Consider the following 16,583-nt stretch of genomic DNA (forward strand, 5'->3'; position numbering starts at 1 on the left):
ACCGCTCCGCCGACGCTCCGGTTGCGACGACGCACGCCGCAGTTCCACGGATTTCATATACGTCCGCTGGTACTCCACCAGTATGGACGAAGTCGACGACCAGTACACGCCCGGGGACGTCGAGTCCGCGGTCGAGACGTACTGGGACGACGCAGACGCCTACGAGGCGACGAAGGAGGCGCACGCCGACGACCCCGCCTTCTTCTTCGTCGACGGGCCGCCGTACACCTCCGGGCAGATGCACCTCGGCACCGCGTGGAACAAGACGCTGAAAGACGCCGTCATCCGACACAAGCGGATGACCGGCCACCGCGTCACCGACCGCCCGGGCTACGACATGCACGGGCTGCCGATCGAGGTGAAAGTCGAGGAGGAGCTCGGCTTCGAGTCGAAGCGCGACATCGAGGAGTACGGGATGGAGGCGTTCATCGACGAGTGCAAGCGCTTCGCCGAGGAGAACCGCGAGGCGATGGACGAGGACTTCCAGTCGATCGGCGTCTGGATGGACTGGGACGACCCCTACGAGACCATCTCGCCGGAGTACATGGAGGCCGCGTGGTGGGCCTTCCAGCGGGTCGACGAGCGCGGTCTCGTCGAGCAGGGCAAGCGCTCGGTCAACTACTGCCCGCGGTGTCAGACCGCCATCGCGGCCAACGAGGTCGAGTACGACGAGATCACCTCGCCGTCGATCTACGTGAAGTTTCCGCTGCGAGAGAAGGAGGGCAGCCTCGTCATCTGGACGACGACGCCGTGGACGATCCCGGCCAACACCTTCGTCGCCGTCGACGGTGAGATGACGTATCAGGCCGTTCGCGCCGAGAAGGGCGGCGAGGAGGAAGTGCTCTACGTCGCCGAGCCCTGCGTCGAGGACGTCCTGAAGAAGGGCCGCTACGAGGACTACGAAGTCGTCGACGAGTTCTCCGGCGAGGAACTGGTCGGCTGGACCTACGACAACCCGCTCGGACCGCACCTGAACGAGGTCGCGGACTTCGAGGGCGCGGGCGAGGTCTACACTGCCGACTACGTCGAGGCCGACCGGACGGGGCTTGTCCACTCCGCGCCCGGGCACGGTCAAGAGGACTTCGCCCGCGGCGAGGAACTCGGGCTCGACGTGTACGTCCCCGTCGACGGCCGCGGCGAGTTCACGGCGGACGCTGGCGACTACGCGGGTACCTTCGTCCGCGACGCCAACGACGACATCATCGCGGATCTCGACGAGTCGGGCGCGCTGCTCGCCTCCGGGGAACACGACCACCGATACGGGCACTGCTGGCGCTGCGACACGGACATCATCTTCCTCGCCACCGATCAGTGGTTCATCACGGTCACCGACATCAAAGACGAGTTACTGGAGAACATCGAGGAGACCGAGTGGTACCCGCAGTGGGCCCGCGACAACCGCTTCCGCGACTTCGTCTCCGACGCGCCGGACTGGAACATCTCCCGGCAGCGCTACTGGGGGATCCCGCTCCCGATCTGGCAGGCCGACGACGGCGAGTGGATCGTGGTCGGCACCCGCGAGGAACTCGCCGAGCGCGTCGATCAGGACGTCGACCCCGACGAGATCGACCTGCACCGTCCCTCTGTGGATCCGCTGACGATCACCGAGGACGGAAAAACGTACGAGCGCGTCCCGGACGTCTTCGACGTCTGGATCGACTCCTCGGTCGCGACCTGGGGGACGATCGACTACCCCTCCGAGACCGACGCGCACGACGAACTGTGGCCCGCCGACTGGATCGTCGAGGCGCACGACCAGACCCGCGGTTGGTTCTGGTCCCAACTCGGGATGGGAACCGCGGCGGTCGGGCAGGCCCCCTACGAGGAGGTGATGATGCACGGCTTCGTCAACGACGAAGATGGACGAAAAATGTCGAAGTCGCTCGGGAACATCGTCACGCCCGAGGAGGCCATCGACCGCGCGGGCCGCGATCCGCTGCGGGCGTACCTGCTCAGCCACGACCAGCAGGGGGTCGACCTCTCCTTCGAGTGGAACGGCTTGGGAGAGATGCAGTCGACGCTCAACATCTTCTGGAACGTCTTCCGGTTCCCGCTGCCGTACATGGAACTGGACGGCTACGACCCCGCCGACGCGGACCTCGATGACGGCGATCTGACGGTCGTCGACGAGTGGGTGCTCTCGCGACTGCAGACCGTCGAGGCGGAGGCGGCCGACGCGTGGGAGAACTACGAGGTCAGCGACGCGCTCAACGCGGTGCTGGACTTCCTCACCGAGGACGTCTCGCGCTTCTACGTGAAGGCGATCCGCGAGCGGATGTGGGAGGAGGAAGACTCCGCCTCCAAGCGCGGCGCGTACGCGACCCTGTCGACGGTCCTCGAAGAGACGATCCGACTGCTCGCGCCCTTCACGCCCTACCTCGCAGAGCGGATGTACCAGCACCTCGACGGGAGCGCGACGACGGTCCACGCGCTGTCGTACCCCGAGCCGGACGAGACGCTCCGGAACGAGGAACTGGAACGGAATATGGCCGTCCTCCGCGACGTCGAGGAAGCCGCGGCGAACGCGCGCCAGCAGGGCGGGCGAAAGCTCCGCTGGCCCGTCCAGCGGGTCGTCGTCGCCAGCGACGACGACGAGGTCGCAGACGCGGTCGAGTCGCTCGCGGATCTCCTCGCCGAGCGCGTCAACGCCCGTGCGATCGACGTCGTCGGCGAGTTCGACGAACTCCTCGAGCGCGCGAACCCCGAGATGGGCGTCATCGGCCCCGCCTTCGGCGCGGATGCACAGAAGGTGATGGAGGCCGTGCAGGGCAAGACCCGCGCCGAGGTCGAGAGCGGCATCGAGGTCGACGGCGAGACCTACGACCTCGACGACGAGATGATCTCCTACGAGGCCGAGCCTCCGGCGCACATCTCCGGCGCCGACTTCGAGGGCGGCACCGTCTACGTCGACACCGAACTGACCGACGAAATCGAGGCCGAGGGCTACGCCCGCGACGTGATCCGGCGGATCCAAGAGATGCGCAAGCAACTCGATCTGGACGTCGACAGCGTGATCGACACCGCCGTCGACGTCGCCGACGACCGCATCGCCGAGTTCGTCGACCGCCACCGCGACGTCGTCGCCGAGGAGACGCGGACCCGCGAGTTCACGACCGGCGACGTTGGGAGCGAAGACGAGTGGGCGCTCGTCGAGGAGTGGGAAGTCGAGGACGTGCGCGTCACGATCGGCGTCGGTCCAGTCGACGCGTAAGCGATCGGCTGAGCCCCGTCAGTCGCCGTTAATACCGGTGACGGTCCCTACGCGTCGGTATCGCGAAAGTATCTCGGAACTACAGAGATACTAACGAACGGCATCGCCTAACGATGCCGTAAAAACGACCATCCCTCCGCTTGACGTACGATAACACTCCCCAGAACGGGGAGATTATGGCAACCGCACAGGGGTATTCCGAGGCGAAAGCAGATCTCGAAGAGACGTTCGGGATGGTCCCACCACCGTTGGACACGATTCCCGAGGAGGATGCCGTCCAAGAGTGGCCGACGTTCAAGAAGTACACCGTCGGGGAATCGGAGATTCCGCCGAAGTATCGTGAACTGATCGGGCTCGCGATCGCGGCGAACATCAAGTGCCCGTACTGTGCCCACTTCCACGGTGGGGCCGCGGAGTTACACGGCGCGACGGAAGCGGAGCTCGAAGAAGTGTATTTCTTGGCGAGTTTCACCGCGCGCTACAGCAGTATGCTCCACGCGCAAGAGTACGATCTCGACGAGTTCAAAGACAAGGTCCACCAGATCGGCGGACATCTGCAAGAACAGTTAGCAGCGGACGACTAGCTGCTATCGCACCGGTTTCTTTTCCGGACCGACGCCGCCGGATCACCGTCGTTACGTTGAACCTGAACGGCCGCCGAGCGCCTAACAGATCGCCTCTTCGAGCAACTGCAGCGGGTGTTTGATCTCGTAGCCCGTGCCGTGTTCCATCTGCATCGCGCAGGTCGGACACTCGGTCATCCCGACGTCGCCCGCGGCGTCGTGCATGTGCTCGAACATATCGCCGCCGATCTTCATCGACGTCTCGTACTTCTCTTCCTTCCAACCGTAGGTGCCCGAGATCCCCGAACAGGAGTCGCCGACGTCCTCGACGACGACGCCGTCGAGTTCGCGGAACAGTTCGAGCGCCTGGCGGTCGAGCCCCTGATTGCGGGCGTGACACGGCGCGTGGTAGGCGAACGCCTGCTCCTCGACGCTGGCATCGGCGATCGCGCCCTCGAGGTCCTCCTGGATCCGGAGGTATTCGAGGGCCTCGAAGGTGTTCTCGGCGACGTCCTCGATGCCGTCGATGTCGAACAGCTCGGGGTACTCCTGTCGGAGCGCCATCGAACAGGAGGTGCAGGAGGCGACGGCGTCGTAGCCCTCGCTGACGAGGTCCGCAAAGGAAGAGACGTTCACCTCCGCCGCGCGCTCGGCGTCCGCGAGCATCCCGTTGGCGAACATCGGCGTGCCGGAACAGCGCTGCTCGGGTGCGACGATCTCGTAGCCGAACGACTCGAAGACGCGCACGAGCGCCTTCGCGACCTCGGGCGTGTTGTAGTTCGAGTAGCAGCCGTGGAAGTACGCGACCTTTTTCTCCGCATCGACGGCCTCGCCGCGGCGCTCGCGGGCCGTTCGCGCGTTCTCCCGGGAGGCGTCGGCGCCGCCGCGCTCGCGCCACCACTCGCGGAAGGTCTGCGTCGCGAACGCGGGGAACTCCCGCTCGCTGGTGACGCCCATCGCCTTCTCCATCAGCCAGCGCGCGGGTCCGAAGTTCATCGCGAAGTTCGCGAGTCGCGGGAGCTTGCTCGCGAACCACGCGGACGTGCGGTAGTTCGCGAGGATTCGGTTACGGACGTACTCGACGGACAGTTTGTCCATCTGCTCCTCGACGTACTCGCCGCGGGCGGTGTTGTGCATCTGCGAGAGCGGCACGCTCGACGGGCAGGCGTCGTCGCAGCGCATACAGTTCGAACAGGACATGATCGAGTCGTCGATCTCCGATCCCTCTTTGCGCTTGAGGCGCCACTGCTCGGGCCCCTGGAACTTCGGCCCGGGGAAGTCGTCGTCGACCTCCGCGACCGGGCAGGCCGTATCGCAGACCGAGCACTTGTAGCAGTTGTCCGCGCCGGGGCGGAGGTCCATCGTCGCGCCGTCGTCGAAGACGGACACCGGCTCGAACTCCGGCTTCGACGTCGGCTGCTGTTCGTTCGGTTCCGTCGGTTCCGTCGTCGGTGGGGTCTCTGCGTCGCTCATCTGGGTTCCTCCATCCTCATCTGGGGTCCTCCGTCCGCGTCTCCGCGTCGCTCATCGCGTCGCCTCCTCGACCGCCGTTTCGCCGGTCGCGTTCTCGCCCGCTCGCCGACCCGCGTACGCGCCCGTCGCGAGCGACACGCCCGCGGCGGACTTCTCCCGCGCGGTGTCGGCACCGCCGAGGACGCCGCCCGCGGCGCGGAGATTCGCGAACTCCGCCTCGCCGGACGCGTCTGTCGGCCGCAGGTCGTCGTCGGGGACGACGCCGAAGCGCGCGAACGCGTGCGCGCCGAAGGCCTCCGGGTACGACCAGTCGTAGCGGTCCTCGGGGTGGGGAACGTGACAGCCGAAGATCGGTTCGGTGACCGACTCCCGGTCGGAGTCGATCCCCTTGCCCACGAGCCCGCCCGTGGCGAGGACGAACTCGTCGGCCGAATACGGGACCTCGCTGCCGCGGCGGTCGACGAGGACCGACTCGATGCGCCCGCCGTCGGTCTCGTAACCGACCGCGGGGTTCCCCGAGGCGATCCGGACGCCCGCCTCGTCGAGCGCGTCGAAAAGCAGGTCTTCGAGACGCAGACCGAGGAGGCTCGGCGGCCCGGTCGGGATCTCGAACACCGCCGCGCCGAGGCGGTCTTCCAGTTCCGCGCGGACCTCGCGTCGCTCGTCGTCGCCGAGCATCGCCGGGAATCCGACCCGCTCGTGGCCGTCGAGGTGGTCGTCGACCGCCTCGGCGAGTCGCTCCCGCGCGTTCGACTCGTCCGTGTCGAGCGCCTTCGCGAGGCGCGTCGTCAGCGCGTCGTCGCGGAACTCGACGGGGAAAGAGACGGTCGCGCCGTCGACGTCGAAGGGCACGCCCGTGGCGTCGAGGTGCGCCGCGGCCGCGGTCGCGTCGAAGTCGGTGAGTCCCGCGAAGCCGACCAGCAGCGTCTTTTCTTCGACGCTCGCGAGGCCAGGCGCGACCGACTCGGGGTAGCGCGCGGTCGGCTTGACCGTCCCGCCGTGGGTGAGCACCAAGGCGTTGCGGTCGGTGTGGGCTCCGGCGTACGCGTCGCCGACGGCTCCGTCGAAGATACGGAGCCCCTCGCGGATCCCCTCGACGCCGACGACGTTGTACGGGTGCGCCCCGGGCAGCCGATCGACCGCCTCGAACGGGTCGGCGACCGGTCCGGACGGCTCGCTCGCGGGGTCGTCCTCGACGACCGCACCGAGGAGGTCGATCAGACCGCTCGCCTGCCGCAGCGTGCTCTTCTTGTGCGAGATCAGCCGGACCTGCGCGCCGGTCTCGGCGGCCGCGAGCGCCGCGGTCGCCCCGGCGATGCCGCCGCCGACGACGAGGACGTCCTCACGAATCGCCATCGGCGACTCCCGTTCGCGCTCCCGCGGCTCTCGCGTCTCCGTGCTCCTCGTCCGCGCCCGCGTCGAACGCGCCGAAATCGACCGTCTCCTCGCTCGCCGCGGGGTCGCCGTCGCGGTTCATCGTCGTCGCGTGCAGGTGGTGTTTCAGCATCGCTTGGGAGAGCTGTTCGCCCCACAGCGCGTGGCGCTCTCCCTTCCAGCGCTCCTGATAGAGGTCGTCGAGCGCCTCGCGGGCGGTCGGTTCGTCGTACTCAGGCACCAGTTCGTTCGCGATGCGATGACAGCAGAACGCGCCCTGACAGTTCCCCATCGACGCTCGGGTGCGGATTCGGACGGCGTTGAGTTCCGTCCCCGACTGGGAGATGGCGTCGTTGATCTCCGCGCGGGTGACGGCCTCGCACTCGCAGACCGTCGGGTTCGGACCGTCCCACTCGCCGAGCACGTCGTCGACGCGGGAGCCGAGCCGTTCGGCGCTGCGAAGCCCGACCGGCGAGCGGAGGCCGAACTCGTCCATCCAATCGCGGAGGACCGAGAAGTCTTCCGAGCCGGGCAACGGTTCCTCGGCCGTGCGGCACTCGGCGTCGACGCCGAGTTTCTCGCAGACGTGGTCGGCGATGTCCTCGGCCATCATCCGGTAGGTGGTGAGCTTCCCGCCGACGATGGAGGCCATCCCGGGCAGGCCGTCGCGCTCGTCGTGGTCCAGCAGGAAGAAATCGCGGGTGATGTCGGTCGGGTCCGCGCTTCCGACTTCGGGGGGCTCGTACAGCGGGCGGACGCCCCAGAAGGAGCGGATCGTCCGGGCGTCCGCGAGCATCGGCACGAGTTCCGAAAGGGTGTCGATCATCAGGTCGACCTCCCAGCCCTCCTCGGGGTAGTCCTCGGGGTCCTCGACCTCCTCGTCTGTCGTCCCGAGGATGCAGGTCGTCTCGTGGGGGACGACGATGTCGGCGTCGCCCTTCGGCCGACAGCGGTTGATGACGGTGTCGACCTGCCGGACGTTCATGATCGTCATCACCCCCTTCGAGGGCCGGACGGCGACCTCGACGCCGGCCATCTCGCCGATCTGTCCCGCCCACGCGCCGGTCGCGTTGACGACGTAGTCGGCGTACAGCTCCGAGGTCTCCCCGGGCTCGCCGTGGACGAACGAATCGAGGCCGTCGGCGGATCCCCCGGTGGAGGCGTGTTCGACCTCGACGCCGACGACCTCGCCGTCCTCGACGAGGACGTCTGTCACCTCGGCGTGCGTCTCGACGCGCGCCCCGTGTTCGATCGCGTCGGCCGCGTTGGCGACGCAGAGCCGGAACGGGTCGACCGCGCCGTCGGGCACGCGGATCGCCCGCTGGATGTCCTCGGCGAGATACGGCTCGATCTCGCGGGCCTCCTCGGCTGACAGGACCTCCGCGGGGATGCCGCACTCGCGGCAGCCCTGCAGTTTCTCCTCGAAGTACTCGTCGTCGTCCTCGGGGCGCTGGACGAACAGGCCGCCGGTCATCTCGACGCAGTGGCTCGCGATCCGTCGGAGCACGCGGTTCTCCTCGATGCACTCCTCGGCGGACGCCTGATCGGAGACGGCGTAGCGGCCCCCGCTGTGGAGGAGGCCGTGCATCCGCCCGGTCGTCCCGTGAGTCAGGTTCCCCTTCTCGACGAGGGTGACGTCGACGCCGCGCATCGCGAGGTCCCGCGCGATGCCGCAACCGGTCGAGCCCCCGCCGAGCACGAGGACGCTCGGCGTTTCACTCATTCACGTTTCGAAGTTTGTCAGCACATACTTTACTGTAGCGCTGCCGGCACCAGTCAGAATATATCCGGCCGGGCTCCGGCCGCGTAACCGGTCCGCGTCGAGCGGTGGGTCTTTGGTTCCGCGTCTCTAACCCGCGGCGATGACTGCCGAGACGCCCCCGCTCGCACTCGACATCGACGGAACGCTCACCGACGGAACGGGCCGCCTCGACCCGCGCACGTTCGAGTACCTCCAAGCGTGGAACGCGCCGGTCGTCCTCGCGACCGGGAAGGCGTTCCCCTACCCGGTGAGCCTCTCGCATTACCTCGGCCTCGAACAGAACGTGATCGCCGAGAACGGCGGCGTCGTCCTCGCCGACGGTGCGGTCTCCTATCAGGGCGACAGAGAGCGCGCGCAGGCGGCGGCGGACGCCTTCGTCGAGCGCGGCGGCGACCTCGGATGGGGCGAGTTCGACGCGATCAACGAGTGGCGTCGGACCGAGATCGCGGTGAACCTCGACGCCGACGAGGACCTGCTCCGGTCGGTCGCCGCGGAGTTCGACCTCGACGTCTTCGACACGGGCTACGCGTACCACGTCAAGACGCCGGGCGTCGAGAAGGGGACGGGGCTGAAGGCCGTCGCCACCGCGATCGGATACGAGCCCGAGGACTTCGTCGCGATCGGCGACAGCGAGAACGACGTGTCGACCTTCTCGGTCGCCGGTCGGTCCTTCGCCGTCGCGAACGCCGACCCGGCCGCGCGCGAGGCGGCCGACGTCGTCGTCGAGAAGTCCTACTTCGACGGGACGGCGTCGGTGTTGGAATCGCTCGCCGGGGAGTAGGTCGCCGAGAGCTGACCCGGGCGACCTCGGTCAGACCTCGACGCTGTCGGGCTCGAACGGCACGAACGTGCCGTTGATGTCCCACTCGTGGATGCAGTAGGGGCTGCCGACGGACGCGTCGTCCTCGGCGGCGAGCTGCCACGATCCGACGTCCTCGGCCCAGACTTCGGTGCGACCGCAGCGCTCACAGGTCCGCTCAGTCGGGAATCGGAGTGTCGGTGCCATCTCGATTCCATCCTCGTGGCCGACCCGGATAACCTTGACTGACGCGGCAGTGTGTCTCCCGTCCATTGCGTGCGTCTTTTGGCCGTACCGTTCGTAGCCGTCCTATGGGATTCCACACGTTCGACGTCGAACGGGCTGAAGCGCTCGAAGACGCGGGGAGATACCGCTTCTGCTCCCGCGAGGAACTGCTCGGTGCGATCGACCCGTCGGCGGACGACGTCGTCGCCGACGTCGGCAGCGGGACCGGGTTCTACACCGACGAGGTCGCGCCGTTCGTCGAGCGGATGTACGCCGTCGACGTGCAGCCCGAGATGCACGAACACTACCGGGAGAAGGGCGCGCCAGAGAACGTCGAGTTCGTGACCGCCGGGGCCACGTCGCTCCCGCTTTCGGACGACGAACTCGACGCAGCGTTCTCGACGATGACCTACCACGAGTTCGCCGACGACGCGGCTCTCGAAGAGCTCGCGCGCGTGGTCCGACCCGGCGGCCGCGTGGTCACGCTCGATTGGTCGCGGTCGGGGACGGGCGACGACGGCCCGCCGATGGACGAGCGCTTCGCGCTCGGCGACGCCGTCGACGCGTTCGAGTCGGCCGGCTTCACGACCGTCCGTGGGGAGACCAGAAAAGAAACGTTCGTTCACGTCTGCACCAGATAAGAGCAATATTATTCTGCATCTGTCCAGAATATTAGGAACATTGGAGCATCAGGGTCTCATTTTGGTATATCAGGACAACGGTTAACCGTGCTTGTACATCGCTAGCAGGTATGGTGATATACAACGGACGTGTCGACCCATACTCCCCCGAAGAGAGCCGCTACGAGTGTCTCTCCTGCGGTGCGCGCACCGACAGCGGCGGCCGCTGTGAGAACTGCGACAGCGAGTCGCTCGTGAACATCGCCGTCCCGCGGGAGTGATCGAGCGGCGAACGGCAACCATCGGCGGACCGGACGGCGGCGTCACCCGTGACCGAGTGACCGTGTACGCCCCGCGTTCGCCGACACGACGTATCTGAGCGTCCGACCGGCCGTGTCGCCGGGGGACGGACCGCCTGGTTCGTCCGTCGGGGCAGGTCACCGTCACGGTCGGCCATCCTGCGGCTGTTCTCCTAGCCCGTCTGCGTTCCGGATCAGTCCCGTTCTCCAGACTCCTCGCCGTCGATGTCGGCGATCCCGGTGTAGCGATCCAGTAGCCACACGAGGAGCGCGCCGACGACCGCGGCCGCGGCGAACACGGCGACTGCGGTCGGCGTCCACGCGCGGCCGAGCTCCGCCAGCTGGTCGCCGGTTCTGACGACGGGGGCGCGGAGCGCGCCGACGATCAAGGCGACGAGGAACACGAGCGTCGCCTGCCGGGCGCGCTCCAGCGCCCAGCGGACCGCGTGCGCGACGGTGAACAGGCCGACGAACGCGCCCGCGACGAACGCGATCACGACGACGCCGTTCTCGCGTACCGGCGCGAACGGCCCGCCTGTCACGAGTCCGAGCAGCCCGTCGACGAACGACGACAGCGTGCCGGTCATGTACTCGTACTGGCCGAGGATGATGAGCAGGAGCGATCCCGAGATACCCGGCAGGATCATCGCGCTGACGGCGACCGCGCCGGCGAAGACGGTCACGGCGAGTCCGTCGGTCAGCGTCGCGGCCGCGCGACCGGAGACGACGAACGCGAGCGAGAACCCGAGGACTGCCGCGGCGGCGCGGGGCCGGGTGTCGACCTCGACCTCCGAGAAGAGCACCCACGCGGACGCGGCGATCAGCCCGAAGAAGAAGCCGAACGTGAGGACCGGCCGGGTTACGATCCCGACGTGGACGACCCGCGTGACGGTCACGATCGCGGTCGCGATGCCAGCGCCGAGCGCGAGCAGGAACCCGGCGTCGACCGCGCGGAGCGCGTCGGCGGCATCGTCGCGACGGCCGGGGAGCGGAGCGAGCAGCACGGCGACGATCCGCGCGGGCGAGACGGCCGTGATCGCACCGATCAGCCGCTCTAGATACCCACGACGAGCGCGATTGTCCCTCCCGAGACGCCGGGGACGGCGTCCGCCGCGCCCATACAGATCCCCTTCAGATAGACGATCAGCCACGTCGTCCCGACGGCGGATTCGCGGGTCGTCGCGGCCTCGCGAGACAGGTCTACGGTCCCGCGGGCGTCGTCTCCGTCTTTCGACATAGCCTACCGTTCGTCGCCCCCCTACTCCGGGTTTTCGCTTCCGGTTCCGAGTCGTCACAGAACCGACAGCACTGTCACCTGCGAACCAGCGGCTGCGAACCACCGCCGTCGACGACGACGCGGACGCGAAAATTGAAACGGGAGGACGGCGACGGTTCGCGTATGCAACTGAGCATCGTCGGCAGCGGCTACGTCGGCACGACGATCGCGGCCTGCTTCGCGGAGGTCGGCCACGACGTGGTCAACGTCGACATCGACGAGGAGATCGTCGCCTCGCTCAACGCGGGCGACGCGCCGATCCACGAACCCGGCCTCGACGACCTCGTCGCCGAACACGCCGGCGACCGCCTGCGCGCTACGACCGACTACGGGGCCGTCCGCGACACCGACGTCACGTTCCTCGCGCTTCCGACACCCTCCGAGGCAGACGGGCACATCGACCTCTCGATTATGAAAGCCGGCGCGCGCTCGCTCGGCGCGGCGCTCGCGGAGAAGGACGGACACCACCTCGTCGTCACGAAGAGCACCGTCGTCCCGACGACGACCGAGGAGGTGATCGCGCCGATTCTCGCCGCGGAGTCGGGGAAGACGCTCGGCGGTGATCTCGACGTCGGGATGAATCCCGAGTTCCTGCGCGAGGGCAGCGCGGTCGAGGACTTCCTCGACCCCGACAAGGTCGTCCTCGGCTCCGAGACCGAGCGCGGGGCTAGCCTCCTCCGCGACGTGTTCGACCCGCTCGTCGCGCAGGCCGACGACCCGCCGGTCGTCGAGACGGGCGTCGCCGAGGCCGAGATGATCAAGTACGCGAACAACGGCTTTCTCGCGGCGAAGATCTCGCTGGCGAACGACATCGCGAACATCTGTAAGGAGTACGGAATCGATTCCGAGGAGGTCCTCTCGGCCATCGGCCTCGATCACCGCATCGGCTCGTCGTTCCTCGGCGCGGGCGTCGGTTGGGGCGGGAGCTGCTTCCCGAAGGACGTCGCCGCGATCATCGCCGCGGCCCGGGACGTCGGCTACGACCCCGCGATGCTCGAGGCGGCCGTCGAGGTCAACGACCGCCAGCCGGTGCGGTTGCTCGAACGACTCCGCGACCACGTCGACCCCGACGGCGCGCGGGTCGCGGTGCTCGGCCTCGCGTTCAAGCCCGGCACCGACGACGTCCGGAACTCCCGAGCCATCCCGCTGGTCGAGGCGCTCCTCGACGCGAACGCCGACGTCGTCGGTTACGACCCCGTCGCCACGGAGAACTTCCGCGAGACGTTCCCCGGCATCGACTACGCAGACTCGGCCGAGTCGGCGCTCGACGGCGCCGACGCCGCGCTCGTCGTCACCGACTGGCCGGAGTTCGCCGACCTCGACTCTGCGTTCGACTCGATGTCGACGCCGGTCGTCGTCGACGGTCGCCGGATCGTGACCCGCCGGGACGGCATCGTCTACGAATCGCTGGTCTGATCTGGTCGTCTCGGCGGGCCTCGACGTTTCGAAGCGGACGCTAAGCGTGGCCCACCCACCGCTTGAGCCGCGGGTAGGTAACGCAGATGCCGACCCACGCGACGTACCACGCGAAGATGAACAGGAAGACGAGTGCGGTCGTCGAGAGCACGCCGAACCCGTGGGTCAGATCGATCAGTGCTGGAAACGAGACGGCGAATCCGACGGTAACGAGGAGTCCTCCGAGGAGGAACTCCAAGTACGTCGAAAGCGTGTTGCGCTCGGCGTCCGCTTCGAGACCGCCTCGCGGACGGCGATCGCCCCGTGTGGGCTCCGGTGCGACCATCCACATCCCTCACATAAATATAACGGTCGTATGTGATAAATACCTATCCGTCGTCCCGCATCTCGGGGGCGTCGCTCCAGCGACCCCGACCGTCGAGCGCAAAGACGGAAACGTACTTCCGGGACTCGGCCGTGGGTCCCGGTATGCTCTCGGTTGCGCTCGCCGGCAAGCCCAACGCGGGCAAGTCTACCTTCTACAAGGCCGCGACGATGGCCGACGTCGACGTCGGCAACTACCCGTTCACGACGATCGACCCAAACCGTGGCGTGACCCACGCGCGGACGCGCTGTCCCTGCCTCGATCGCGAGGAGCGCTGCGGCAACTGCGAGGACGGCGTCCGCTACGTCCCGGTCGAACTGCTCGACGTGGCGGGGCTCGTCCCCGGCGCGCACGAGGGGCGGGGGCTCGGCAACCAGTTCCTCGACGCGCTCACCGACGCCGACGTGATCCTCGCGGTCGTCGACGCCGCGGGCGGGACGAACGAGGAGGGCGAGCCCGTCGAGGTGGGCACCTACGACCCCGTCGAGGAGGCCGACTTCGTCGAGGAGGAGCTCGAACAGTGGCTCGTCGGCATCATCGAGCGCAACTGGGAGAGCGTCGTCCGGAAGTCGCGCTCGCCCGATTTCGACATCGACGAGGCTTTGACAGAGATGCTGACCGGCTTCGGCGCGACCGAATACGACGTCGCGGCGTCGCTGCGCGCGCTCGATTACCCCGACGACCCCCAGCAGTGGGCCGACGAGGACAAGGAGCGACTCGCTCGCGACATCCGACAGCGGACGAAACCCATCGTCCTCGTCGCCAACAAGGCCGACGTCGCCCCGCCTGAGAACCTCCGACGCCTCGCCGAGTCGGACAAGCCCGTCGTCCCGACGACCGCGGACGGCGAACTCGCGCTGCGGAACGCGGCCGAGGCGGGCGTCGTCGACTACCTCCCCGGCGACGAGGACTTCGACGTCGTCGGCGAGGTCTCCGACGCGCAGAGGCAGGGGCTCGAGAAGATCCGCGAGGTGTTAGCCGAGCACGGCGGCACCGGGGTCCAGCAGGCGATCAACACCGCCGTCTACGACGTCCTCGATATGGTCACGGCGTATCCGGTCCAGAACGAGACGAAGTGGACCGACGGCACGGGTGAAATGCTGCCCGACGCCTTCTTGCTCGCCCGCGGGTCGACGCCGAAGGACCTCGCCTTCGCGGTCCACTCCGACATCGGCGAGGGCTACCTCCACGCGGTCGACGCCCGCTCGAAGCGCCGGATCGCCGAGGATTACGAACTCGACGAGGGCGACGTGATCAAGATCGTGAGCACGGCGTCGTAGCGGTCGACGTCAGTCGAACCCACGCTGTTACACTCGGCCGTCCGGAGACATTGATCCACTCAGTCGCTTCTCACGACGTTTAGCAGGCTTTCTACCGCATTGGTCGTTGCTTGACCTTTGATCGTCTGCACATACGTCGCAAAGATGAGCGCACCGGAGACTAGCCCGAGGAGCCCCAACCCGAGTAACGGGAGTAGATGTGCCGCCATATTTTCCGACCCAGCGACGAGGACGATATCGACCAGTATCAGGACGGCTCCGAGGGTATACAGTCCCATCGGAACCTTCAGCACTCCCAGTTGGGTTTTCGCTCCACCGGACAGGAGGTCCGTGCTTCTGGCGTTTTTGATCATCACTGCTGGCCCCACGATGAGGGCGATGGCAGCCACCAACTGTAAAGCAAATACCATATCCGGTGATTCTGTTTAGTTGATAAAATTGTTATGGTTCATTATGTTTTTTTTTTCCTTGATCTAACAAGGCAGCGTCGTAAAATCACCGAACGTCCCGGCTGAAATATCTATGACGCACTCACGCTTCCGGCTTGGCGTCGTCTAACGGCCCATCACACGACGGCGTCGTGCGCCTCAGCCATCACGTCGAGCGCCTCGTACAGCGACTCCTCGTCGGTCGCGTAGGACAGTCGAGCGTATCCCTTCCCGTGCTCGCCGAACGCCTCGCCGGGGACGATCACGACGCCGCGGTCGAGACACTCGTCGACGAAGCCCTCGGGGACCTCCGGCATACAGTAGAACGCCCCGCCGGGGACCGGCACGTCGAGGCCGATGTCGACGAGGCCGTCGACGACGATGTCGCGGCGGCGCTGGAAGGAGTCGGTCATCTCGTCGACCTGATCCTGCGGGCCCGTGAGGGCCGCCTCGGCGGCGAACTGCGAGGGAGCCGACGCGCAAGCCTGCGCGTACTGGTGGACGCGGAGCATCCGTTCGATCCGTCGCGTCGAGGAGACCACCCAGCCGAGCCGCCAGCCGGTCATCGAGTAGAGTTTGGACGCCGAGTTGACGACGACCACGTTGTCGGTGTCGGCGAACTCGATCGGCGAGCGGAACTCGCCGTCGAAGACGGTGTACTCGTAGACCTCGTCGGAGATGCAGAGGACGTCGTGTTCGTCGGCGATGCGGGCGAACTCGCGGACGTCCTCGGGCGGGGAGACCGCTCCGGTCGGGTTGCCGGGGCTGTTGACGACGAAGGCGACGGTGTCGTCGGTGATCGCCTCCTCGACCGCCGCGGGATCGATCGTCAGATCGTCGCGGAGCGGCACCGGAACGGGCGTCCCGCCCGTGAGTTTCGTGAGCGCGTCGTAGGAGACGAACCCCGGGTCCGGGATGATGACCTCGTCGCCGGCGTCGACGTGGGCCTCTAGGGCGATGTGCAGCGCCTCCGATCCGCCGGCGGTGGCGATGACGTCGCCGGGGTCGACGTCGACGCCCTGGTCGCGGGCGTGCTTGTCGGCGATCGCCTCGCGGAGCGACTCCATCCCCTTGTTCTCCGTGTAGCCGTCCGCGCGTCCCTCGGTGATGGCCTCGGCGGCCGCCCGGCGGGCGTGCGCGGGAGCCGAAAAGTCCGGCTGTCCCAGTCCGAGGTTGATCGCGTCCTCACCCGCGGCCTCGAACACCTCGCGGATTCCGCTGATGGACACCTGCTCGACTCGTTCCGAAAAGTGTACCATACGCTCGCTCGGGCGGGCCAACGGGTTAGGTTTTGCTTCATCGGTCGATCGCACGCGGAGTTACAAGAAAATGTTGCCTACATCTCCGACAATCGGCGTTCGTTGCGGGGGACTGCTGGGCGGTGTCTCACGCACCAAAACTCCGCGAATTCGGTGTTCTCAGGCGTCAATACTCGGTGCGACCTTCGCCGCGTACGCGGTTCAAATATACGTAGGGGACTAACGGGAATCCAG

14 protein-coding genes and 1 pseudogene are annotated in these 16,583 nt (G+C 67.3%); 7 read left to right on the plus strand and 8 right to left on the minus strand.

Annotated features, from left to right (window positions below):
- Positions 1 to 82: 82 nt before the first annotated feature.
- Both ileS and ACP99_RS15270 read left to right on the plus strand, forming a co-directional pair.
- Positions 83 to 3,211, plus strand: a complete 3,129-nt coding sequence (gene ileS, locus ACP99_RS15265) for an isoleucine--tRNA ligase (protein ID WP_049987426.1) — start codon at positions 83 to 85, stop codon at positions 3,209 to 3,211.
- A gap of 176 nt (positions 3,212 to 3,387) precedes the next feature.
- Positions 3,388 to 3,795, plus strand: coding sequence for a carboxymuconolactone decarboxylase family protein (locus tag ACP99_RS15270; protein WP_049987427.1), 408 nt, complete (start codon positions 3,388 to 3,390; stop codon positions 3,793 to 3,795).
- An 81-nt stretch (positions 3,796 to 3,876) separates the two neighbouring features.
- Here the strand turns inward: ACP99_RS15270 and ACP99_RS15275 are convergent, their stop codons facing one another.
- Genes ACP99_RS15275 through glpA form a run of 3 tightly spaced genes read right to left on the minus strand, consistent with a single transcriptional unit; the run spans position 3,877 to position 8,344 of the window.
- Positions 3,877 to 5,247 carry an anaerobic glycerol-3-phosphate dehydrogenase subunit C gene (locus ACP99_RS15275; RefSeq protein WP_049987428.1) on the minus strand — a complete coding sequence of 457 codons (1,371 nt, stop codon included), beginning with the start codon at positions 5,245 to 5,247 and terminating at the stop codon, positions 3,877 to 3,879.
- A gap of 51 nt (positions 5,248 to 5,298) precedes the next feature.
- Positions 5,299 to 6,603, minus strand: coding sequence for a glycerol-3-phosphate dehydrogenase subunit GlpB (gene glpB, locus ACP99_RS15280; RefSeq protein ID WP_049987429.1), 1,305 nt, complete (start codon positions 6,601 to 6,603; stop codon positions 5,299 to 5,301).
- Positions 6,590 to 8,344: an anaerobic glycerol-3-phosphate dehydrogenase subunit GlpA gene (gene glpA / locus ACP99_RS15285; RefSeq protein ID WP_049987430.1), complete on the minus strand. Its 1,755-nt coding sequence runs from the start codon at positions 8,342 to 8,344 to the stop codon at positions 6,590 to 6,592. Before glpA ends, glpB begins: the two co-directional genes overlap by 14 nt.
- Before the next feature lie 139 nt (positions 8,345 to 8,483).
- Between glpA and ACP99_RS15290 the strand changes: the two genes are divergently transcribed.
- Positions 8,484 to 9,164, plus strand: a complete 681-nt coding sequence (locus ACP99_RS15290; RefSeq protein ID WP_049987431.1) for a phosphoglycolate phosphatase — start codon at positions 8,484 to 8,486, stop codon at positions 9,162 to 9,164.
- Between the two features lie 30 nt (positions 9,165 to 9,194).
- On the opposite strand, the gene ACP99_RS15295 is transcribed toward ACP99_RS15290, so the two are convergent.
- The gene (locus ACP99_RS15295; RefSeq protein ID WP_049987459.1) at positions 9,195 to 9,389 is read right to left on the minus strand and encodes an HEWD family protein; all 195 of its coding nucleotides are present in this window, start codon (positions 9,387 to 9,389) and stop codon (positions 9,195 to 9,197) included.
- Positions 9,390 to 9,493: 104 nt separating this feature from the next.
- Here ACP99_RS15295 and ACP99_RS15300 point away from each other — a divergent pair, with 104 nt between their 5' ends.
- Positions 9,494 to 10,048: a class I SAM-dependent methyltransferase gene (locus ACP99_RS15300; protein ID WP_049987432.1), complete on the plus strand. Its 555-nt coding sequence runs from the start codon at positions 9,494 to 9,496 to the stop codon at positions 10,046 to 10,048.
- Positions 10,049 to 10,158: 110 nt separating this feature from the next.
- Positions 10,159 to 10,308, plus strand: coding sequence for a rubrerythrin-like domain-containing protein (locus ACP99_RS20170; protein WP_156105767.1), 150 nt, complete (start codon positions 10,159 to 10,161; stop codon positions 10,306 to 10,308).
- A 212-nt stretch (positions 10,309 to 10,520) separates the two neighbouring features.
- Here the strand turns inward: ACP99_RS20170 and ACP99_RS15305 are convergent.
- A pseudogene (locus ACP99_RS15305) lies at positions 10,521 to 11,446 on the minus strand (DUF368 domain-containing protein).
- Between the two features lie 279 nt (positions 11,447 to 11,725).
- Between ACP99_RS15305 and aglM the strand changes: the two are divergent.
- Complete coding sequence (aglM, locus tag ACP99_RS15310; protein ID WP_049987433.1) at positions 11,726 to 13,018, plus strand: UDP-glucose 6-dehydrogenase AglM; 1,293 nt, start codon at positions 11,726 to 11,728, stop codon at positions 13,016 to 13,018.
- Between the two features lie 40 nt (positions 13,019 to 13,058).
- On the opposite strand, the gene ACP99_RS15315 is transcribed toward aglM, so the two are convergent.
- Positions 13,059 to 13,343 (minus strand): hypothetical protein, encoded by a 285-nt coding sequence (locus ACP99_RS15315; protein ID WP_156105768.1) that lies wholly within the window; start codon positions 13,341 to 13,343, stop codon positions 13,059 to 13,061.
- Positions 13,344 to 13,486: 143 nt separating this feature from the next.
- Between ACP99_RS15315 and ACP99_RS15320 the strand changes: the two genes are divergently transcribed.
- Positions 13,487 to 14,662 carry a redox-regulated ATPase YchF gene (locus ACP99_RS15320; RefSeq protein ID WP_049987435.1) on the plus strand — a complete coding sequence of 392 codons (1,176 nt, stop codon included), beginning with the start codon at positions 13,487 to 13,489 and terminating at the stop codon, positions 14,660 to 14,662.
- A gap of 59 nt (positions 14,663 to 14,721) precedes the next feature.
- Here ACP99_RS15320 and ACP99_RS15325 read toward each other — a convergent pair whose 3' ends face one another.
- Both ACP99_RS15325 and ACP99_RS15330 read right to left on the minus strand, forming a co-directional pair.
- Positions 14,722 to 15,072, minus strand: a complete 351-nt coding sequence (locus ACP99_RS15325) for a hypothetical protein (RefSeq protein WP_049987436.1) — start codon at positions 15,070 to 15,072, stop codon at positions 14,722 to 14,724.
- 155 nt (positions 15,073 to 15,227) lie between these two features.
- Positions 15,228 to 16,349: a pyridoxal phosphate-dependent aminotransferase gene (locus ACP99_RS15330; RefSeq protein WP_049987437.1), complete on the minus strand. Its 1,122-nt coding sequence runs from the start codon at positions 16,347 to 16,349 to the stop codon at positions 15,228 to 15,230.
- Positions 16,350 to 16,583: the final 234 nt, after the last annotated feature.

The sequence above is a fragment of the Halobellus rufus genome, assembly GCF_000739575.1.
Lineage (GTDB): Archaea > Halobacteriota > Halobacteria > Halobacteriales > Haloferacaceae > Haloquadratum > Haloquadratum rufum.